This window comes from Bacillus sp. DX4.1 (assembly GCF_030348195.1).
GTDB lineage: Bacteria > Bacillota > Bacilli > Bacillales > Bacillaceae_G > Bacillus_A.
This window is the reverse complement of the sequence record NZ_JAUCFT010000008.1, coordinates 3226943-3246807: the sequence shown is the minus strand read 5'-3', so window position 1 is coordinate 3246807 and position 19865 is coordinate 3226943. Positions and strand designations below refer to the sequence as shown.

Genomic DNA, 19865 nt, shown 5'->3' with positions numbered 1-19865 from the left:
GACATCATCATCTTTCGTATGAAAGATGATGTCTTTTTTATTGTTATAAAACATATATAATGTTGAAAACAGTTATATATTTTAAAAAATACATATGTCTTTCAATTCATCAGTTAGGAAGTGATTGATGATGAATAAGCCGTGGATTGACAATAAAATGATAGATGGAATTTTTTCTGAGCACAAAGTGACTCAAGAGTTAGAGAAGGAAGAAAGATCGTCTCAAAAGTTAGAGAAGGAAGAAAAATCACCTCAAAAATTAGAGAAGGAAGAAAGATCGTCCCAAAAGTTAGAGAGGGAAGAAAGATCGTCTCAAAAGTTAGAGAAGAAAGAAAGATCGCCTCAAAAGTTAGGGAAGAAAGAAAGATGGCCTCAAAAGTTAGAGAAGAAAGAAAGATCGCCTCAAAAGTTAGAGAAGAAAGAAAGAGTGTCTCGAAAGTTAGAGAAGAAAGAAAGGTCACCTCAAAAGTTAGAGAAGGAAAAAAGATGGCCTCGAGAGTTAGGGAAGGAAAAAAGATGGCCTCGAGAGTTAGAGAAGGAAGAAAGATCACCTCAAAAGTTAGAGAAGGAAGAAAGATCACCTCAAAAGTTAGAGAAGGAAAAAAGATGGCCTCGAGAGTTAGAGAAGGAAGAAAGATCACCTCAAAAGTTAGAGAAGGAAAAAAGATGGCCTCGAGAGTTAGAGAAGGAAGAAAGATCACCTCAAAAGTTAGAGAAGAAAAAAAGATGGCCTCGAGAGTTAGGGAAGGAAAAAAGATGGCCTCGAGAGTTAGAGAAGGAAAAAAGATGGCCTCGAGAGTTAGAGAAGGAAGAAAGATCACCTCGAGAGTTAGAGAAGGAAGAAAGATCACCTCAAAAGTTAGAGAAGAAAAAAAGATGGCCTCGAGAGTTAAAGAAGGAAGAAAGCTTGCCTCCTGAATTAAAAGTAGGAAGTGTAGTACGTTCTATGATGGTAAAAACCCCATTTTCTACTGTTGCTGAAGTGGCTGATTTTTTAAAGCTGCCTATTTTGAACAGTGTGGATGAGGAAGTATTTGCATTCCATAACGAAACGGATGAAACGTTCCGTGAGTTAGATACAAAGTTGTTAGCTACAGTTCATCATTATTATGAACAGCCATATTGTTGTTTAACTTCTTCCAAGCTCTTTGAACAGAGGGCTTTTGTAGAGTTGTTCACCCATAATTATGTGAAGAATATGGAAACGAATCATTTGCAGCAACCTTCGTGGATTCCTGTGCACAATTTGGTTTCAAAACAGAGAGAGGAAAAAAAACAAACTAGTAACTGTATCACAACAAAGTTACCAATTGAAATAGGAAAGTATAAAATGGAAATAATTCTAGAGGAAAAAGTGATGTTTGAAGAAGAAGTAGAGATTGAGAAAGTCTCAAAGGAGATTGTTTTGACAAATAGTAAATTCTCGCCTACAGAAGTCATAAATTCAAATCAGCACCCTATAACAATTGAAAAAGGGACATTATTTGTGGAAGGTTATGTTTTGCAACGTATTGAATATAGGATAAGGACTCAACAAAATGCGTCAAAGGTATATCGGTTACTACAAAAAATGGTGTTAGAGTTAATTGTCCAATTATTACAAGAGCAAGAAGTGCAAGTGGAAATCGTTTAATTCTGAAGAAGTTATTCCATTATATGTAATTCTTATTATCATAGTGTATATAAAACATTTTTCTTGACTTTTTATGCGTTGACTAGGAAAATGATACAAAAGGAAGGAGGGGTGATGGTGGAAGAGTACGTGCTGGATCTTTATAATGTATTGTACACAACAGATTGGCAAGATATTGTTTCATTTCTTGGTATTTTATTTTGTATGAAACTAGTTATTGTGTATATGGAAGAGCAAGGTGTTTTCTTTTCCAGTACATCCCCATCCGATTTGCAACGTGAGTCGTTACCTAATGATGCCAATCTAAAATATACCGCTCTGCCTTTGGTTTCATTTTTCATCATCCGTTTTATAACGGCCATTGTAAAGAAGAAGGAAGGAGAAGAAGACTGCCACCCGACCAGCGTATTGTTTGTAAGCTAAATACAAGGAGGAGATTTATATGTGGTTTCGTTTTCTTATGATTGGTTTCTTTTCATTAACTGCAATTTCTTTAATGGGATATCAAGTATCAGAGATTTTCCAAGCATATACCGAAATGTTTTCTAATAAAAACTAAATGAATTGCTATTTTAATAATAAAGCGATAAAATCCTTCTTAAGATGTATGGTTAAGAAGGATTTTTTCTTTGTTACATCTGACTGTGTCAAAGTTTTGTCACATTTGCACTGTGAATAATATGTTAAAATAGTGAGGTTACCTATACATATGTAGAAGAGAAAGAGGGAGTGACCAATTTGACAGATCGTTCTGCTAATCAAAAGAGCTATGCTCCTATTGTGATAACGCTTTCTGTGCTCGTCAATGCGATTATTTTATTTTTGTTTTTTGGATCCGTTGGCTACAAAGGAGAATTACATTTTGATGTAACAATTTTGCCGATGTTAAACGCAATTTTTAACAGCTTTACATTTGTGTTTTTACTGATAGCATTGTTCTCAATTATTAAAAAGAATGTGAAGCTACATCGAGGATTTATCCTGGCAGCATTTATATCCACACTGCTGTTTTGTGTGTCATATTTATCGTATCATTACTTAGCACCAGCAACGCATTTTGGTGGAGAAGGGATTATTAAATATGTGTACTTCTTTATTTTAATTACGCATATTTTCCTTGCTGCTATCATTGTGCCACTTGCATTATTCTCGCTTGTATTTGGCTTTACAAATCAATTAACTCGCCATCGTAAAATTGTACGCTGGACGATGCCAATTTGGTTATATGTAAGTCTTACTGGTGTTGTTGTGTACTTAATGATTTCACCTTATTATTAAAAAAGAATCTTAGCCAAAGGGCTGAGATTCTTTTTTTGTAAAGCAAATGTCTTTGTAAAATGAACAAAGTATGTTATACAAAAGTATAGTTACTTTTTAGAAGGAAGGATGAATAGGGAATTATGCAAAACTTCGTATTTCGTAATCCAACAAAGCTTATTTTTGGTAAAGGGCAATTAGAGCAATTGAAAACAGAAGTACCACAGTTTGGTAAAAAAGTTCTTCTCGTATATGGCGGAGGAAGTATTAAGCGAAATGGCGTATATGATAATGTAATTTCTACATTAAGAGAAATTGATGCAGAGATATTTGAATTAACAGGTGTTGAACCAAATCCACGTTTATCTACTGTAAATAAAGGAATTCAAATCTGTAAAGAAAATGGCATTGAATTTATTTTAGCTGTTGGTGGCGGGAGTGTGATTGACTGTACGAAAGCAATTGCTGCGGGTAGTAAATATGATGGGGATGTATGGGAGCTTGTGACGAAGAAAGCATTCGCAAATGAAGCTTTACCATTTGGTACGGTATTAACACTTGCGGCAACAGGATCTGAAATGAATGCAGGATCTGTTATTACGAACTGGGAAACAAATGAAAAGTATGGCTGGGGAAGTCCAGTTACATTCCCGCAGTTTTCTATTTTAGATCCAGCTCATACAGCTTCTGTACCACGTAATCAAACAATTTACGGCATGGTTGATATTATGTCGCATGTATTGGAACAATATTTTCATCAAGGTACAAATACAGAACTACAAGACCGTTACTGTGAATCTATTTTAAAAACGGTAATTGAAACAGCTCCGAGGCTTCTAAACGATTTAGAAAGCTATGAACATCGTGAAACAATTTTATATTGCGGAACGATGGCATTAAACGGCATTTTAGCAATGGGTGTACGCGGTGATTGGGCAACGCATAATATTGAGCATGCTGTTTCAGCTGTGTATGATATTCCACATGGCGGTGGTTTAGCTATTTTATTCCCAAATTGGATGAGGCACGTACTAGATGAAAATGTAGCGCGGTTTAAACAATTTGCAGTGCGTGTCTTTGATGTAGAGACAGAAGGGAGAACAGATAAAGAAATTGCAGTAGAAGGTATTGAAGCATTGCGCCAATTTTGGATATCTATTGAGGCTCCATCTCGTTTAGCTGACTATGAAATTGGAGAAGAAAAAATTGACCTAATGGCTGATAAAGCGATGGCTTACGGTGAATTTGGTAATTTTAAAAAATTAAATAAAGAAGATGTGGTAGCAATTTATAAAGCTTCACTATAAAAAATATAGGATAATTGGAACGTTCCCCTTGATATGTATTTGGTATACATATCAAGGTTTTTTTATGTTTCATGGTTGGTATTGAATGTTTTTGTGAATTTTATTGAATGGATTTGGGTGTTTTTGGTTGATTTTTGGATGTGATTTCATTATACTGTAGTCAAAGAAGAGGTGAATGATATGTTAACTCTTAAACGTCATCAGCTTATTTTGGAGCTTGTGAAAGAACAACAAGTGGTGAAGTTACAAGAATTAGTGGAACGAACGAATAGTTCAGAATCAACAATTCGTCGTGATTTAGCACAATTAGAAAAACAACGTTTACTGAAAAGGGTACATGGCGGTGCGGCTATGTTAACTGGAAAAGGTAAAGAGCCTACGATGGTTGAAAAATCAGCCAAAAACATTCATATAAAAAAACAAATTGCTGAATATGCCGCTTCACTGGTGGAACAAGGTGATTGTATTTATTTAGATGCAGGAAGTACAACATTTGAAATGATTCCGTATTTAATAAATAAAGAAGTTACGGTTGTCACAAATGGATTAATGCATATTGAGGCGTTGGTCGAACAGAATATTCGTGCTTATTTGCTTGGCGGAATGATGAAGAGTCAAACAAAAGCATTAATTGGTGCAATGGCACAGGAAAGCATGCAGCATTACCGATTTGATATATGTTTTTTAGGGGCAAACGGTGTGCATGAACAGCTTGGCTATACAACGCCGGATCCGGAAGAAGCATTACTGAAAAAGACGGCATTAACATTAGCGAATGAAAGTTATTTTTTAATAGATGAAAGCAAATTTTCAGAAGTTGCATTTGCGAAAATCGCAAGTATAGAAGAAGCGACAATTATTACAAATGTATTGGAAGAACAACAAGAAGAATATAAACGAAAAACAAATATAATTGAGGTTGATAAAAGATGATTTATACAGTTACTTTAAATCCATCGATTGATTATGTCGTTCAAGTGGATGATTTTACGTTAGGATCTGTCAATCGAGCGACAAAGAATATGAAGTTTCCAGGTGGAAAAGGAATTAATGTATCTCGTGTTCTCCATCGTCTTGGCATCCATAATACAGCACTTGGCTTTAAGGGTGGCTTCACAGGTCAATTTATTGAGGATGTATTGAAAAAAGAAGGTGTTAACACAAATTTTACTCATGTAAATGGCGACTCACGTATTAATGTGAAAATAAAGGGGCAGGAAGAGACAGAGTTGAACGGACAAGGTCCAGTTATTACGGATGAACAGCTACAACAGTTGGTAAAAGAAATTGAAAATATGCAGGCTGGTGATTGTCTTGTACTAGCTGGTAGTCTCCCGGAATCAGTTCCAAAAACGTTTTATGAAACAATTGCTGCTTATGGAGATGAGCAGCATATTAACGTCGTTGTCGATGCAAGCGGAAGTGCACTTGAACATGTTGTTCAGAAAAAGCCATTTCTAATTAAACCGAATCATCATGAGCTGGGAGAGTTGTTTCAGAAAAAGCTTTCAACAGTAGAAGACATTATTCCTTATGGGAAAAAGCTGGTTGAACAAGGTGTACAACATGTGATTGTTTCTATGGCAGGGGACGGGGCGCTGTTATTTACAAAAGAAGGTGTATATGAAGCGACTGTACCAAAAGGGGAAGTGATCAATTCTGTTGGAGCGGGTGATTCTCTTGTTGCAGGTTTTGTAGGGATATATGAAAAAACAAAAAATGTTGAAGAAGCATTTCGTTATGGTGTAGCGACAGGCAGTGCAACAGCTTTTTCAACTGACTTATGTACAAAAGATAAAGTAGAGGAATTATTATCGCAAGTGATCATTACCAAGCGGTAGGGGAACAGAATATGAAAACCAGCTCCTCATGGTGGATTGTTTGTCATTATGTTAGTAAATAAACCGCTGTTATATATTCTTTCTATATTAATAGGTTCTGTTGTATCAGCTCTTATGCTTGGGAAATGGAAAAAGAAAATCTCATAAAGTGACATTTTTCTCAGTGGGGGTTTCTTCATCGCCACTGAGAATGAGTATCGGATAAATCTAAAAAGGACAGCTATCGTTTATGATAACTGTCCTTTTTAGATTGTAGTTTACTTTTGTAAATACACAAAGAAAATATGTATGTTTAGATAACTAATTAAGGGAAAAGTACATATTACGCAAGTGATGTAACATTTCAGTACTTTTTTGTAACAGGACGGTAATAGTGTTACTTTTATTGCAAAAAATATTTGTGCTAGAAAGAGAGAAATATATTAAAACTCTTAAAAATACGTATAGAAAACCGCTTTTCTTCATTCACCTTCATATTACAAAGTATTAATGGTTTGTTACGAATCGTTTGTAATTGTGTGATTTTCCAAATCTCAAAAAAAGTGTTGCTATAATGAGAACACGAAAACAAAAGCATGGGAGGCTATTCATGAAAAAATTAATTGGTATAGCAACAGCGTTAGTTTTTGGTCTTGGGATTTTCACATCTTCTGCACAAGCAGAAACTATTGTCACAACAGACGTATTAAATGTACGCGAAAACCCAACTACTGAATCACAAGTTGTAGGAAAATTACTAAATGGTAATAAATTAGATGTTACAAATACACAAAACGGATGGTTACAAGTTAAATTAGACGGTAAAGACGCATTCGTAAGCTCAGAATTTACAAAAAGCATCTATTATGTAACAACAAACGTATTAAACGTACGTGCTGAAGCAAACACAAACTCAGAAATTTTTGGTACGTTGAAAAAAGATGATATCATCGAAACAACAAATCAAGTACAAAACGGTTGGTTACAATTCGAATATAACGGAAAAACGGCTTACGTTTATGTTCCTTTCTTAACAGGTACAGCACCTGTTATTGAAAAACAAGAAACGCCGGCTCCTGCTAAAGCTGAAGCACCAGCTAAAGGTCAGGCACAAGCGCAACCAGCAGCTAAGCCTGCTGTAAAAGCAGCAACAACGAACACACCTTCAGGTGGCCGTGAGTTAACAGTTGTAGCTACAGCATATACAGCTCATCCAAGCGAAAACGGTGGCACATATGGTGGCCGTGTATTAACTGCAATGGGTCATGACCTAACAGCAAACCCGAACATGAAGATGATTGCTGTTGACCCGAAAGTGATTCCACTTGGATCAAAAGTATGGGTAGAAGGATATGGAGAAGCAATCGCTGGTGACACTGGCGGTGCAATTAAAGGAAACCGTATCGACGTTCTAGTTGGTTCTGATTCAGCTGCTGACAACTGGGGACGTAAATCTGTAAAAGTGAAAATTTTAAAATAATGCTATTGTTGTTAAAAAGTAAAGCCAGCTCTCGTATATTGAGAGCTGGTATTTTTATTATATATTAATTTGAGTTCAGAACAGCTATCTTTTCCGGTTTGCTAAAAGGGATATATTGTCCGTCCAGTAATAATCTTATAAGCACTGCAAAATTGAGTTTGTGTATATTGTGATGATGATTCATCTAATATTTGATCGTCTATCATTGTATGAAAGGAACGCAGTAGACAGTTTAAAGCAAAATATAATTCTTCTTGCGAACAGTTCTTTTCTTTTATAGCCGTTGCTAAAATAAGGTCTTCTATTAAGGTAGGGTAATCAATAGTAGCTTGTCCAATTTTCATTGTATCCTCTCCGATCCTTTTTTATCATGTATATGAAATCTGGGACAAACTATGTCTATTTTATAATTATCATATTCATAATTTCATTCACCGTATTGAAAGAACTTGCATTGTAGCTATTAAAATTGGTAAGATTGGATATAATGATCAGATGGATAAACATTATATAAAGAGAGTTGAAGTATATGGGAGAAATGCAGCGTGAAAAAGTTGCTGTCATTATTGGACCAACTGCAGTAGGAAAGACGAAGCTTAGCATTGATCTTGCAAAAGCATTAAATGGTGAAATTATTAGTGGTGATTCAATGCAAATCTATCGTACGATGGATATCGGAACCGCTAAGGTAACGAAGGAAGAGATGAACGGGATTCCGCATTATATGATTGATATAAAAGATCCAGAAGATTCATTTTCCGTGGCAGAATTTCAAGAGCTGGTTCGCGGTCATATTCGAGAGGTTACAGAGCGCGGGAAATTGCCAATTATTGTTGGTGGTACCGGTCTTTATATACAATCTGTTTTATATGATTATCAATTCACAGATCAAGCTGGGGATCCTGTGTATCGAGAGAATTTGGAGAAACTCGCAGTAGAACGTGGTGCGGAATATGTACATAAGAAGCTGCAAGAAGTGGATCCAGAAAGTGCGAACCGTATTCATGTAAATAATGTGAGGCGTGTTATCCGTGCTTTAGAAATTTTTCATACGACAGGCGAAACGATGAGTAATCAGTTAGAAGAACAGGAAAATGAATTACTATATGATGTTTCGTTAATTGGCTTGACGATGGATCGTGCAATGTTATATGATCGCATCAACTTGCGCGTCGATATTATGATGGAACAAGGGTTATTACAAGAAGTAAAGGGTTTATATGAAAATGGGGTTCGAGATTGTCAATCGATCCAAGCGATTGGCTACAAAGAGCTGTATGATTATTTCGTAGGTCATGTTTCATTAGAAGAGGCGATATCGCAATTAAAAACAAATTCACGTCGCTATGCAAAACGTCAATTAACATGGTTCCGCAACAAAATGGATGTCGCGTGGTTTGATGTGACAGACGGTGAAAAAACAGTAGAAATTTTGCAGTACATAGAAGGAAAGCTACAACTTAAGTCGAATAATAAGTAAGTAGAGAAAAAGAGGAGGATTCGACATGAAGCAATCAATCAATATTCAAGATCAGTTTTTAAATCAACTCCGTAAAGAGAATACGTTTGTGACGCTGTACTTATTAAACGGTTTCCAGCTTCGTGGGTTAATTAAAGGTTTTGATAACTTTACAGTTTTATTGGAGACAGAAGGTAAGCAACAGCTTATTTATAAACATGCAATTTCTACATTTGTTCCGCAAAAGAATGTTTCAATTGAATTAGAATAGTAACGAATTGTACATAACAAAAAAGAGCGAATTCTTCGCTCTTTTTTATTTTTAAAATGTATATAGGAATCTCTACCCAAAACCCGTTAATTAATGCGGAAGATAGAAAGTCTAGCTGTTGTGTCGTCTGTTGCGGGAATGGAAATTGTGTTCGAGATAGATTTGACGGTTAAAGTGGTTCCAGCTGTCAAAGTGTCTATTGTTGAGAAGGTAATTGCACTTCCGATTGCGGTTGTTGAGAAATTATCTGAAGGAATTCCGCCATTAATGGATATACCAAAGCCAAAGGGAGTTGTTCCTGGAAAGGTTGTTGAAGCTGAAAAGTCAATGACATATACACCATCATCAAGAATCGTAAGTGTATCTATGCCGTTGAAATTTATGTTATTTATGTTTGAAGCGATATTAAACTGGATGTTCTGATCTGGTCTCACGGTTTGAGGAAGTGTGTTTTTCAGTACGCCTGTAGTTGTTGGAAAGTTAAAACCTTTTGGTCCTTGAATACCCTGAGGCCCTTGTTCGCCTTGAAGCCCTTGTTCGCCTTGAGGTCCTTGTTCGCCCTGAGGCCCTTGTTCGCCTTGAAGCCCTTGTTCGCCTTGAGGTCCTTGTTCGCCCTGAGGCCCTTGTTCGCCTTGAAGCCCTTGTTCGCCTTGAAGCCCTTGTTCGCCCTGAGGTCCTTGTTCGCCTTGAGGTCCTTGTTCGCCTTGAGGTCCTTGTTCGCCCTGAGGCCCTTGTTCGCCTTGAAATCCTTGTTCGCCCTGAGGCCCTTGTTCGCCCTGAGGTCCTTGTTCGCCCTGAGGTCCTTGTTCGCCTTGAGGTCCTTGTTCGCCTTGAAATCCTTGCTCCCCTTGAGGTCCTTGTTCACCTTGAGGCCCTTGTTCGCCCTGAGGTCCTTGTTCGCCTTGAAATCCTTGTTCGCCCTGAGGCCCTTGTTCACCCTGAGGCCCTTGTTCACCTTGAAGCCCTTGTTCGCCCTGAGGCCCTTGTTCACCTTGAAGCCCTTGTTCGCCCTGAAGTCCCCGTTCGCCCTGAAGTCCTTGAATACCTCGAGGTCCCCGTTCGCCCTGAAGGCCTTGAATACCTCGGGGTCCCCGTTCGCCCTGAAGGCCTTGTTCGCCTTGAAGCCCTTGCTCCCCTTGAGGTCCTATTTCGCCTTGAAGCCCTTGCTCCCCTTGAGGCCCTTGTTCGCTCTGAGGCCCTTGTTCGCCTTGAGGCCCTTGTTCGCCCTGAGGCCCTTGTTCGCCCTGAAGGCCTTGTTCGCCCTGAGGTCCTTGTTCGCCTTGAAATCCTTGCTCCCCTTGAGGTCCTTGTTCGCCTTGAGGCCCTTGTTCGCCTTGAAATCCTTGTTCGCCCTGAGGCCCTTGTTCGCCTTGGAGCCCTTGTTCGCCTTGGAGCCCTTGTTCGCCTTGGAGCCCTTGTTCGCCTTGAGGCCCTTGTTCGCCCTGAGGCCCTTGTTCGCCTTGGAGCCCTTGTTCGCCCTGAAGGCCTTGTTCGCCCTGAAGGCCTTGTTCGCCTTGAGATCCTATTTCTCCTTGAAGCCCTTGAATACCTCGAGGTCCCCGTTCGCCCTGAAGTCCTTGAATACCTCGGGGTCCCCGTTCGCCTTGAAGCCCTTGCTCCCCCTGAAGCCCTTGCTCCCCTTGAAGTCCTTGCTCCCCTTGAAGTCCTTGCTCCCCTTGAAGCCCTTGTTCGCCCTGAGGTCCTTGTTCGCCTTGAGGTCCAGTCACTCCGATTGATGCAATTTGTAGTAAAGTAATTTGTAATTTTTTTATTTGCTCATTGATTTTTGTGAATATATGTTGATTTAACCCAAATAACTTTATGATGTATAGTGAAAAATTGAGTAAACTTTGTAATTCAGTATATACTGCGTTTGCTACAAATGGTTGATTATCCAAAATAGTAATTAAATTTTCGACAATCGCAATGCCAGTTTCTCGCTGTGCAAGTGTTAATCTTACATGTTCCAAAAAATCTTTTGTTATTTTTAATATGTGTATAAGTTCTTCAATGTTGGATGGTGAGGGATCTGAAAATACAGATGGGATAATATCGGTTAAGTTACTTAAGATTTTTGAAAAAATATTCACGTGTGATTCTGGAATTGGGGTGTAGTGAACTGATGGAATACGGCGAGGGTGCATTGGAAAATAAGGTTTTGAGAGTTCTTTTTGATTATTGTTAAAATCAGACATTAAAATTCTCCTTTCTAATTGGGATGGTGAAAAGCCTATCATAGTAAATGCAAGTAAAGTGTAAAAAGGAATAGGAGAACTTGCTGTTTCTGTAAAAATAGTAAAAACGCCTATTACGAGGCGTTTTCTTTTTGCTTGGCATAATGATAATACCTTTTTAATGAAATTTTTGATTTGAAACCAACGCGTTTCATGATTTCTTGCTCTGGAATGTGTTGTTTGATTAGTCGTAAAATGAATGTATTTCGTAAATGTTGTCCGGAAATACCTTTTCGTAGCCCAGCTCGGGCCACTTCGAGGCGAATCATTTTTTGAACTGCAATTTCTGTTAACGCTTTTGGGGCGTCATTTTCGTATACCCAGCGATAGGTGTTGCGGTTGAAATCGAATGCGACAAATAATGGATCGTCACTATGATACTTTGGGCGAACTGGCTCTGGGATCTTTTTGTAATAGTTATACAGTTGTTTTTTATCTTCGTTGGTTAATTGGATGGTTCGTTCGATACCCGATACCGCTGGAATGGATAGTGTATTATTTTCAAAATGCACGTGATTCATATGGAGCGATACAAGCTCTTGAAGAGATAAGCCGTAATCGATTAGTAAGGTAATGATACAAACATTCCGATCCATTAATAGGGGACGAACAGGGCGTTGTTTATCTGATAACCCTTCTAGTGAAGTTAAAATATACTTTAATCGTTGTTCGTCCTCTTTGGAAATAAAATCTTCATTGCGTAACGTACGATCAGGTTGAATAACAATTTCCATATCTTTCAAGGGACTTGGTAGGTTTAAAAACTGATGGAGCCGATTTAGGACAATAAATACGCGATGCATAGTCTTTTCGGAGTAATGTCGTTTCATTTTTAAATCCGAAAAATAATCTTCATAGTCTTTTGTACAAAGTGTCGCCCATATATTACTAGAAGAAAGTTTTTTATTCTTTTGTAACCAATGTCCAAAATCTTCAATATCATAGACATAACGTTTAATGGTTGAAGGCTTCCGACCTTTATTTAATAAAAAAGCGGAAAAAGCTTGTACCGTATCATGAAGTTCCGTTGTTTCCATAGTCCCACCACCCTAGTTTTCTTATATTATAACAAATTTTTCTGAAAATAGTTATTTATAGGGGAAGTGGGAATATTGATAACAATATTTGGTAAGTTGATAAAAATGAGGTGATTGTATGGAACAATCGATGCGAAAGAAAAATAATAATCAAATTAACATTGTGCTAAATCACCGAAAAAAAATCTCAGTACCTTCTTCAGAAAGTAAATCAGTTATTTCGAATGAAACGGCTACGAAACATGAAATGCTGCAGCGAATTGAAGAGGAAATGAGCAAACTTGTTGGGATGGATGATATTAAAAAAATTATAAAAGAAATATATGCATGGATTTATGTGAATAAAAAAAGGCAAGAAATTGGTTTGAAATCAGAAAAACAAGTGCTTCATATGTTGTTTAAAGGAAATCCTGGAACGGGGAAAACAACTGTCGCAAGAATGATTGGGAAATTACTGTTTGAAATGAATATTTTATCAAAGGGTCATTTAGTAGAGGCGGAGCGTGCAGATCTCGTGGGAGAATATATTGGTCATACAGCGCAAAAAACGCGGGATTTGATCAAAAAAGCGATGGGTGGCATCTTATTTATTGATGAAGCTTATTCGTTAGCTCGTGGTGGAGAGAAAGATTTTGGAAAAGAAGCAATTGATACGCTTGTGAAACATATGGAAGATAAGCAACATGGATTTGTTTTGATTTTAGCAGGGTATTCAAGAGAAATGAATCATTTTCTCTCTTTAAATCCAGGGCTACAATCACGTTTTCCATTTATTATTGAGTTTGCAGATTATACAGTAAATCAGCTGTTGGAAATAGGGAAGAGAATGTATGATGACCGGGAATATCAGCTGTCAAAAGAAGCAGAATGGAAATTTCGTGATCATTTACATGCAGTAAAGTACTCATCGCAGATTACGTCGTTTAGTAATGGACGTTATGTTCGAAATATTGTTGAAAAATCGATTCGTTCGCAGGCGATGCGTCTGTTGCAAGAGGATACGTATGATAAATATGATTTAATTGCGATATCAAGTAGTGATTTAACACTGGAAGAAGAGACGCACAGTTCATAAATTGTGCGTTTTTTTGTCACACTAGAAGGTGGAAGGGGTGTTTCAATGAGTAATGATACATATGGTAGCTTTGAGGAGTTGCAAAAGCATGAAGTGGAAGGAGTGGATTATGAAATTATATACATAAAGAGAAATCCGAGTGAAACGGTTATAGCGATTCATGGTGGGGAAATTGAAAAGATGACTTCGGAACTAGCGGAAAAAATTGCAGAGAAATTAGATGCGACATTTTATACTTTTAAAGGACGAAAAGGATTTCATACTAAAAAATTGCATGTCACGTCAGCTTATTTTGAAGAGCCCCATGCGATTTCTCTTGTGGGACAATCTTATTTTACAATTTCTGTGCATGGAGCTTGGGGAGAAGAGATACATACATATGTTGGTGGACGTGATGAAGTGTTTATTGAAATTACAACTAAGAAATTGAAAGAGTATGGATTTGTGGTTGCAGATGCTCCGGATAGTATTAATGGTGATCATCCTAATAATATTGTAAATCGAAATAAAAGAGGTAAGGGGTTGCAATTAGAGCTTACTGAAGCAGAGCGATCTCGTTTTGTAACAAATGATGGTCAGTATAGTGAATTCTTTTGGCTGTATGTAAAAGCGGTAAGTGAAGCGGCGCTATCATATAGAAAAGAACACGAAGCGTAATGCTTCGTGTTCTATTTTGTATTCTTTGTTTTGGCACGTTGTTCTAATTGGCTTTTCGGACTTTGATCTGCTACGTCCGATGCAAGTCCTTGTGGGTTAACGCTGCTGCGTTGTCCGCGATTACTTTTATTATTTCCTTTTGCCATCCTGTATCACTCCTATTCTTCTTTTGCCTTTTGTTGATATGCATTATGATACCGCTCCATCTTTTTGCTTTTTTCATGTGCGGAATTTGGATCATGACTAATTTGATCGACGGAACTTTTTTGAGCACCTTTGTTTACGTGTTTTGTCATTATGTTCACCTCGCTTTAAGGCTTAGTATTTACACTACGAACAGAAAAACACGTGAGAAATGAAAAACCCTTTACGAATGTAAAGGGTGAGGTTGTTATTTGTGAATGGAATGCTCTTTACTGTCCAAACGTCTGTGCGGCAAGTGCCACTTGTAATGAATAGAAACCATTCGGAAGCAAACAATTAAAATAAATAAGATGTATAGGGCCCAATCGCTAACGACGATCTTGGCACCAATTAAAAAGCCTGCTAAAATTGTCCAAAATGCGTATACATCTGCGCGAAGGACGAGAGGTTTGCGTCGTGCTAATAAATCACGAATAATACCACCGCCGATTCCTGTTAAAACGGCTGCAACGATTGTAGCGCTAATCGGTAAGTTCAATTTTTGTGCGTAAAGTGCCCCTTGGACAGCGAATGCTGATAAACCAATCGCGTCTGTAATGTTTTCCCATCGTTTCCAATGTGTAATTAATTTATTAGGAAACAGAAAAATAATCGTCATTGATAAGAGTGCGATTTGGAATAACATATCTTGTTGCCAAAACGCGACGATTGGATAACCAATTAATAAGTTTCGAAGGGCGCCTCCCCCGAATGCGGTTGCCATTCCTAAAATATATACCCCGAAAATATCATATTCTTCCTCCATTGCCACAATGGCTCCGCTTAAAGCGAAGGCGATTGTACCTATGATGCTAAAAAGCTCCCATGCCATGAATTTTCTCCCCCGCTAACTAGATGAAATGTGCTTCCTCTGCTATTATATTAGAAGGTTTAATTTTCGAAAAGGATGAGTGAACATATTTGATGGAAGAAAAAGAAAAAGTCATATTAGTTGGCTGTCAATTGCCGCAAGATGATGATGAACGGTTTATGCATTCCATGAAAGAACTCGCATCACTAGCAAAGACAGCGCGTGCGGAAGTATTGATTTCTACAACGCAAAAACGCCCGAAGTTTCACCCGGCTACCTATGTGGGTAAGGGGAAATTAGAAGAACTTGCTTTGCTGGCAGAAGAACTAGAACCAGATGTTATTATTTTTAATAATGAGTTAACACCAAGTCAAATTCGAAATTTGTCAGCGCAGTTAGATGCAAGAGTTATTGATCGTACACAGCTTATATTAGATATTTTCGCTCAGCGCGCGAAATCAAGAGAAGGTAAGCTGCAAGTGGAACTTGCGCAGCTGCAATACACCATGCCGCGCCTTGTGGGACAAGGATTGGCGCTATCACGTCTTGGTGGTGGTATTGGTACGAGAGGTCCTGGAGAAACAAAGCTAGAAACGGATCGTCGTCATATTCGTTCTCGCATTGATGAAATTAAGAAACAACTGTCAGTTGTTGTGGAACACCGGAAAAGATATCGTGAGCGCCGAAAAGATAATCAAGTGTTTCAAGTTTCACTAATCGGTTATACAAATGCTGGAAAATCAACCTTGTTTAACAGATTAACAATGGCGGATACATTTGAAGAGGATTTACTCTTTGCGACGCTTGATCCGACAACACGAAAAATGCAGTTGCCATGCGGATATACGGTGTTACTAACTGATACAGTAGGGTTTATTCAAGACCTGCCAACATCGTTAGTTGCTGCGTTCCGTTCGACGTTAGAAGAAGTAAATGAAGCGGATGTCATTTTACATGTCATTGATTCTGCTGATCCGAACTATGTTGGACATGAACAGACGGTGAAAAAATTACTACAAGATCTTGAAGTTGATCATATTCCAATCGTTACTGTGTATAACAAAAAAGATAAACTACACCAAAATTTCATTCCATTTCCAAAGAGTGACTTTCTTATGACGAGCGCTTTTGATGAGACGGATTTAGACAAGTTAAAAATAGCGGTAGAAACGAAAATGATGAAGCGGATGGAGTCTTACAAAGTAACGATTCCGCCAAGCGAAGGTAGATTGTTAACCCTTCTAAGAACAGAAACGGTACTAACGGAAATGACGTTCCAAGAAGATGGACTCTCGTATGAATGTAAAGGATATATTTTTGCTCATTCGCCACTTAATGGACAACTAAAGAGATTTTTGATGCAAAAAGGAGAAGAGAATAAAAATGTTTGATCGTTTGAAGAATGGAGAAAAGATAGCTCCGATTGTAAAAGAAGTAGAGGGACAAATTACAGATGTACATAAACGTATTGATGAAGTAATTGAAAGTAATCAATTTCGCGTATTAGAAAGTTTTCGCGAACATAAAATTAGTGACTCTCATTTTATCCCAACGACAGGATATGGTTATGATGATATCGGTCGCGATACGTTAGAGAAAGTATACGCTGATGTGTTTGGGGCGGAGGCAGGTCTTGTTCGTCCGCAAATCATTTCAGGTACACACGCCATTTCAACAGCTTTATTTGGTATTTTACGTCCTGGTGACGAACTGTTATATGTGACGGGAAAACCATATGATACATTAGAAGAAATTGTCGGTGTTCGCGGTAAAGGTGTCGGTTCATTTAAAGAATATAATATTGGCTACAATGCAGTACCGTTAACAGAAAAAGGTCGCGTTGATTATGCGGCTGTGGAAGCAGCCATTCATGAAAATACGAAAATGATTGGCATACAGCGTTCAAAAGGCTATGCAACTCGTCCGTCCTTTACAATTGCAGAAATTAAAGAAATGATCGCGTTTGTAAAAGAGATTAAGTCGGATGTTGTTGTATTTGTGGACAACTGCTACGGAGAGTTTGTTGAAGAACTAGAGCCTTGTCACGTTGGTGCGGATTTAATGGCGGGATCTCTTATTAAAAACCCAGGTGGTGGTATCGTTAAAACGGGCGGTTATATTGTCGGAAAAGAACAATATGTAGAAGCTTGTGCATATCGCCTAACATCTCCGGGTATTGGAGCAGAAGCAGGAGCCTCTTTATATAGTTTACAAGAAATGTATCAAGGTTTCTTCTTAGCACCGCACGTTGCTGGCCAAGCGTTAAAAGGAGCAATCTTTACGGCGGCATTTTTAGAGAAATTAGGAATGAATACTTCACCAACTTGGGATGCTCCGCGAACAGATTTAATTCAATCTGTTCAATTTGATGATAAAGAGCGTATGGTTGCATTTTGCCAAGCGATTCAATATGCATCTCCGATTAATTCGCACTTTACGCCGTATCCAGCCTATATGCCAGGTTATGAAGATGATGTAATTATGGCTGCGGGTACGTTTATTCAAGGTGCAAGTATTGAACTGTCAGCAGATGGTCCAATTCGTCCGCCATATGTTGCTTACGTACAAGGTGGGTTAACGTACTCTCATGTAAAAATTGCAATTTGCTCGGCAATTGATGCGCTAATTGAAAAAAATCTATTAATAATTTTGTAAGGGAAAGCTGTCGATTTTGGCAGCTTTTTTGTATAGGAGTAGGCATTTGTTCCATTAAAAAAAGAATGAAAAAATTTATAAAAAAACCATGTAAGAAAACCTCACATCTGTTGACATGAAACATAACATGGTATAAAATAAGAAACAGTTAAGGCGAAGGAGGAACTGAAGTAATGAAAGAAGATAGACGTTCTGCTCCGCTGTTTCCAATTGGTATTGTAATGGATTTAACACAATTATCTGCGCGTCAAATTCGCTATTATGAAGAGCACAATTTAATTTTCCCAACCCGTACAAAGGGAAATCGTAGATTGTTTTCATTTAACGACGTAGATAAATTGTTAGAAATTAAAGATTTGTTAGATCAAGGCTTAAATATGGCTGGTATTAAACAAGTATTACAAATGAAAGAAAATCAAACAGAAGCAGTGAAAACAAAAGAAGAAACGAAAGAAATTTCAAAATCCGAGCTTCGTAGAATTCTTCGTGATGAACTGCAGCATACAGGCAGATTTAATCGAACTTCATTACGACAAGGTGATATTTCAAGGTTTTTTCACTAAAGATGACTGATTCTGAAGGTGTTTAGAGGGACTAAGGAGGAATTTAAAATGGCAAAGTACACAAAAGAAGATATTTTCCGTTTGGCAAAAGAAGATAATGTAAAGTATATCCGTCTACAGTTTACGGATCTTTTAGGAAGTATTAAAAACGTAGAAATTCCAGTTAGTCAGTTAACAAAAGCTCTAGATAACAAAATGATGTTTGACGGATCTTCTATTGAAGGATTTGTTCGTATTGAAGAGTCTGATATGTACTTATACCCAGACTTAGATACTTGGGTAGTATTCCCTTGGACTGCTGAAAAAGGAAAAGTAGCTCGCTTAATTTGCGATATCTACAACGCCGATGGCACTCCATTTGAAGGTGACCCACGTAACAACTTAAAACGTATGCTAAAAGAAATGGAAGCACTAGGATTTACTGAGTTCAACCTTGGACCAGAACCAGAGTTCTTCTTATTCAAAGTTGATGAAAAAGGAAATCCAACATTAGAACTAAACGATAACGGTGGATACTTCGACCTTGCGCCGATGGATCTAGGGGAAAACTGTCGTCGTGATATCGTTCTTGAACTAGAAGAAATGGGCTTTGAAATTGAAGCGTCTCACCATGAGGTTGCACCAGGGCAACATGAAATCGACTTTAAATATGCAAATGCAATTCGCTCATGTGATGACATTCAAACATTCAAACTTGTTGTAAAAACAATCGCTCGTAAACATGGTTTACATGCAACATTTATGCCAAAACCATTATTCGGAGTGAATGGATCTGGTATGCACTGTAACTTATCATTGTTTAAAGATGGAAAAAACGTATTCTTCGATCAAGACGGTGACTTACAATTAAGTGATGATGCTCGTCACTTCATCGCAGGTATCTTAAAACATGCACCATCATTTACAGCTGTAGCAAACCCAACTGTAAACTCTTACAAACGTTTAGTACCTGGATATGAAGCTCCTTGTTACGTAGCATGGTCTGCACAAAACCGTAGTCCATTAGTACGTATTCCAGCATCTCGTGGTGTAAGTACACGTGTAGAAGTACGTAGCGTTGATCCAGCGGCAAACCCATACTTAGTTATGGCAGTATTACTAGCAGCAGGCCTTGAAGGAATCAAAAATAAATTAACGCCACCAGCTGCAGTAGATCGTAACATCTATGTTATGACAAAGGAAGAACGTGAAGAAGCAGGTATCGTTGATTTACCAGCAACATTAGCACAAGCATTAATCACACTACAATCTGACGAAATCGTATGTAATGCATTAGGTGAGCATTTACTTGAGCACTTCATCGAAGCGAAAGAAATTGAGTGGGATATGTTTAGAACGCAAGTTCACCAATGGGAACGCGATCAATATATGACTCTTTACTAAGAGTCTCAAACCCTTGACACATAACGTGTTGAGGGTTTTT

The 19865-nt window shown here is 37.9% G+C and carries 22 protein-coding genes; 16 read left to right on the top strand and 6 right to left on the bottom strand.

The features are described from left to right. Positions 1-366 precede the first annotated feature (366 nt). The 8 genes from QUF99_RS19490 (at position 367) to QUF99_RS19455 (ending at position 7497) form a co-directional block, all read left to right on the top strand. Positions 367-918 carry a hypothetical protein gene (locus QUF99_RS19490; protein ID WP_289372138.1) on the top strand — a complete coding sequence of 184 codons (552 nt, stop codon included), beginning with the start codon at positions 367-369 and terminating at the stop codon, positions 916-918. Continuing rightward, entirely contained in the window at positions 908-1633 is a 726-nt protein-coding gene (locus QUF99_RS19485; protein ID WP_289372137.1) for a BC_2427 family protein, read from the top strand. The genes QUF99_RS19490 and QUF99_RS19485 overlap by 11 nt, the downstream gene beginning before the upstream one ends. A 90-nt stretch (positions 1634-1723) precedes the next feature. Continuing rightward, entirely contained in the window at positions 1724-2056 is a 333-nt protein-coding gene (locus QUF99_RS19480) for a hypothetical protein (protein WP_483298609.1), read from the top strand. Positions 2057-2371: 315 nt separating this feature from the next. Beyond that, positions 2372-2911 (top strand): DUF420 domain-containing protein, encoded by a 540-nt coding sequence (locus QUF99_RS19475; protein WP_289372132.1) that lies wholly within the window; start codon positions 2372-2374, stop codon positions 2909-2911. Between the two features lie 122 nt (positions 2912-3033). After that, positions 3034-4197, top strand: coding sequence for an iron-containing alcohol dehydrogenase (locus tag QUF99_RS19470; RefSeq protein WP_289372130.1), 1164 nt, complete (start codon positions 3034-3036; stop codon positions 4195-4197). 180 nt (positions 4198-4377) lie between these two features. Next, on the top strand, positions 4378-5130 hold the full coding sequence (locus tag QUF99_RS19465; RefSeq protein WP_289372129.1) for a DeoR/GlpR family DNA-binding transcription regulator: 753 nt from the start codon (positions 4378-4380) through the stop codon (positions 5128-5130). Then, positions 5127-6038, top strand: coding sequence for a 1-phosphofructokinase (gene pfkB / locus QUF99_RS19460; protein WP_289372127.1), 912 nt, complete (start codon positions 5127-5129; stop codon positions 6036-6038). The genes QUF99_RS19465 and pfkB overlap by 4 nt, the downstream gene beginning before the upstream one ends. 589 nt (positions 6039-6627) lie before the next feature. Next, complete coding sequence (locus QUF99_RS19455) at positions 6628-7497, top strand: cell wall-binding protein EntA (RefSeq protein WP_289372125.1); 870 nt, start codon at positions 6628-6630, stop codon at positions 7495-7497. Positions 7498-7598: 101 nt separating this feature from the next. Here QUF99_RS19455 and QUF99_RS19450 read toward each other — a convergent pair whose 3' ends face one another. Then, positions 7599-7841 (bottom strand): hypothetical protein, encoded by a 243-nt coding sequence (locus QUF99_RS19450; protein ID WP_289372124.1) that lies wholly within the window; start codon positions 7839-7841, stop codon positions 7599-7601. Between the two features lie 185 nt (positions 7842-8026). Between QUF99_RS19450 and miaA the strand changes: the two genes are divergently transcribed. Continuing rightward, positions 8027-8977: a tRNA (adenosine(37)-N6)-dimethylallyltransferase MiaA gene (gene miaA / locus QUF99_RS19445; RefSeq protein WP_289372122.1), complete on the top strand. Its 951-nt coding sequence runs from the start codon at positions 8027-8029 to the stop codon at positions 8975-8977. Between the two features lie 25 nt (positions 8978-9002). Then, positions 9003-9227, top strand: coding sequence for an RNA chaperone Hfq (gene hfq, locus QUF99_RS19440; RefSeq protein WP_000813896.1), 225 nt, complete (start codon positions 9003-9005; stop codon positions 9225-9227). Positions 9228-9313: 86 nt separating this feature from the next. On the opposite strand, the gene QUF99_RS19435 is transcribed toward hfq, so the two are convergent. Both QUF99_RS19435 and QUF99_RS19430 read right to left on the bottom strand, forming a co-directional pair. Further along, the gene (locus QUF99_RS19435; protein ID WP_289372121.1) at positions 9314-11422 is read right to left on the bottom strand and encodes a Gly-Xaa-Xaa repeat protein; all 2109 of its coding nucleotides are present in this window, start codon (positions 11420-11422) and stop codon (positions 9314-9316) included. 113 nt (positions 11423-11535) lie between these two features. Next, on the bottom strand, positions 11536-12498 hold the full coding sequence (locus QUF99_RS19430; protein WP_289372120.1) for a tyrosine-type recombinase/integrase: 963 nt from the start codon (positions 12496-12498) through the stop codon (positions 11536-11538). A gap of 118 nt (positions 12499-12616) precedes the next feature. Here QUF99_RS19430 and spoVK point away from each other — a divergent pair, with 118 nt between their 5' ends. Next, on the top strand, positions 12617-13573 hold the full coding sequence (spoVK, locus tag QUF99_RS19425) for a stage V sporulation protein K (RefSeq protein WP_286121389.1): 957 nt from the start codon (positions 12617-12619) through the stop codon (positions 13571-13573). Positions 13574-13618: 45 nt separating this feature from the next. Continuing rightward, entirely contained in the window at positions 13619-14230 is a 612-nt protein-coding gene (locus QUF99_RS19420; RefSeq protein ID WP_289372118.1) for a poly-gamma-glutamate hydrolase family protein, read from the top strand. A gap of 11 nt (positions 14231-14241) precedes the next feature. Here QUF99_RS19420 and QUF99_RS19415 read toward each other — a convergent pair whose 3' ends face one another. The 3 genes from QUF99_RS19415 to QUF99_RS19405 form a co-directional block, all read right to left on the bottom strand. Further along, on the bottom strand, positions 14242-14376 hold the full coding sequence (locus QUF99_RS19415; protein WP_286121385.1) for a hypothetical protein: 135 nt from the start codon (positions 14374-14376) through the stop codon (positions 14242-14244). A gap of 12 nt (positions 14377-14388) precedes the next feature. After that, on the bottom strand, positions 14389-14526 hold the full coding sequence (locus QUF99_RS19410; RefSeq protein WP_286121383.1) for a hypothetical protein: 138 nt from the start codon (positions 14524-14526) through the stop codon (positions 14389-14391). A 95-nt stretch (positions 14527-14621) separates the two neighbouring features. After that, positions 14622-15245 carry a trimeric intracellular cation channel family protein gene (locus tag QUF99_RS19405; protein ID WP_289372115.1) on the bottom strand — a complete coding sequence of 208 codons (624 nt, stop codon included), beginning with the start codon at positions 15243-15245 and terminating at the stop codon, positions 14622-14624. Between the two features lie 92 nt (positions 15246-15337). Between QUF99_RS19405 and hflX the strand changes: the two genes are divergently transcribed. From hflX to glnA, 4 genes are all read left to right on the top strand, one after another. Then, positions 15338-16615: a GTPase HflX gene (gene hflX / locus QUF99_RS19400; protein WP_289372114.1), complete on the top strand. Its 1278-nt coding sequence runs from the start codon at positions 15338-15340 to the stop codon at positions 16613-16615. After that, positions 16608-17879, top strand: coding sequence for a methionine gamma-lyase family protein (locus QUF99_RS19395; protein ID WP_289372112.1), 1272 nt, complete (start codon positions 16608-16610; stop codon positions 17877-17879). The genes hflX and QUF99_RS19395 overlap by 8 nt, the downstream gene beginning before the upstream one ends. Positions 17880-18052: 173 nt before the next feature. Further along, positions 18053-18442 (top strand): transcriptional repressor GlnR, encoded by a 390-nt coding sequence (glnR, locus tag QUF99_RS19390; RefSeq protein WP_289372110.1) that lies wholly within the window; start codon positions 18053-18055, stop codon positions 18440-18442. A gap of 48 nt (positions 18443-18490) precedes the next feature. Next, positions 18491-19825, top strand: coding sequence for a type I glutamate--ammonia ligase (gene glnA, locus QUF99_RS19385; protein WP_286121374.1), 1335 nt, complete (start codon positions 18491-18493; stop codon positions 19823-19825). Positions 19826-19865: the final 40 nt, after the last annotated feature.

Bases quoted from the DNA above. Each gene is read 5' to 3' on its own strand.
- QUF99_RS19465 (WP_289372129.1), top strand. From the start codon at position 4,378: ATGTTAACTCTTAAACGTCATCAGCTTATTTTGGAGCTTGTGAAAGAA.
- pfkB (WP_289372127.1), top strand. From the start codon at position 5,127: ATGATTTATACAGTTACTTTAAATCCATCGATTGATTATGTCGTTCAA.
- QUF99_RS19395 (WP_289372112.1), top strand. From the start codon at position 16,608: ATGTTTGATCGTTTGAAGAATGGAGAAAAGATAGCTCCGATTGTAAAA.
- QUF99_RS19410 (WP_286121383.1), bottom strand. From the start codon at position 14,526: ATGACAAAACACGTAAACAAAGGTGCTCAAAAAAGTTCCGTCGATCAA.
- QUF99_RS19435 (WP_289372121.1), bottom strand. From the start codon at position 11,422: ATGTCTGATTTTAACAATAATCAAAAAGAACTCTCAAAACCTTATTTT.
- QUF99_RS19455 (WP_289372125.1), top strand. From the start codon at position 6,628: ATGAAAAAATTAATTGGTATAGCAACAGCGTTAGTTTTTGGTCTTGGG.
- QUF99_RS19415 (WP_286121385.1), bottom strand. From the start codon at position 14,376: ATGGCAAAAGGAAATAATAAAAGTAATCGCGGACAACGCAGCAGCGTT.
- QUF99_RS19430 (WP_289372120.1), bottom strand. From the start codon at position 12,498: ATGGAAACAACGGAACTTCATGATACGGTACAAGCTTTTTCCGCTTTT.
- glnR (WP_289372110.1), top strand. From the start codon at position 18,053: ATGAAAGAAGATAGACGTTCTGCTCCGCTGTTTCCAATTGGTATTGTA.
- QUF99_RS19480 (WP_483298609.1), top strand. From the start codon at position 1,724: ATGATACAAAAGGAAGGAGGGGTGATGGTGGAAGAGTACGTGCTGGAT.
- QUF99_RS19450 (WP_289372124.1), bottom strand. From the start codon at position 7,841: ATGAAAATTGGACAAGCTACTATTGATTACCCTACCTTAATAGAAGAC.
- hflX (WP_289372114.1), top strand. From the start codon at position 15,338: ATGGAAGAAAAAGAAAAAGTCATATTAGTTGGCTGTCAATTGCCGCAA.
- hfq (WP_000813896.1), top strand. From the start codon at position 9,003: ATGAAGCAATCAATCAATATTCAAGATCAGTTTTTAAATCAACTCCGT.
- miaA (WP_289372122.1), top strand. From the start codon at position 8,027: ATGGGAGAAATGCAGCGTGAAAAAGTTGCTGTCATTATTGGACCAACT.
- QUF99_RS19490 (WP_289372138.1), top strand. From the start codon at position 367: ATGGCCTCAAAAGTTAGAGAAGAAAGAAAGATCGCCTCAAAAGTTAGA.
- glnA (WP_286121374.1), top strand. From the start codon at position 18,491: ATGGCAAAGTACACAAAAGAAGATATTTTCCGTTTGGCAAAAGAAGAT.
- QUF99_RS19420 (WP_289372118.1), top strand. From the start codon at position 13,619: ATGAGTAATGATACATATGGTAGCTTTGAGGAGTTGCAAAAGCATGAA.
- spoVK (WP_286121389.1), top strand. From the start codon at position 12,617: ATGGAACAATCGATGCGAAAGAAAAATAATAATCAAATTAACATTGTG.
- QUF99_RS19470 (WP_289372130.1), top strand. From the start codon at position 3,034: ATGCAAAACTTCGTATTTCGTAATCCAACAAAGCTTATTTTTGGTAAA.
- QUF99_RS19405 (WP_289372115.1), bottom strand. From the start codon at position 15,245: ATGGCATGGGAGCTTTTTAGCATCATAGGTACAATCGCCTTCGCTTTA.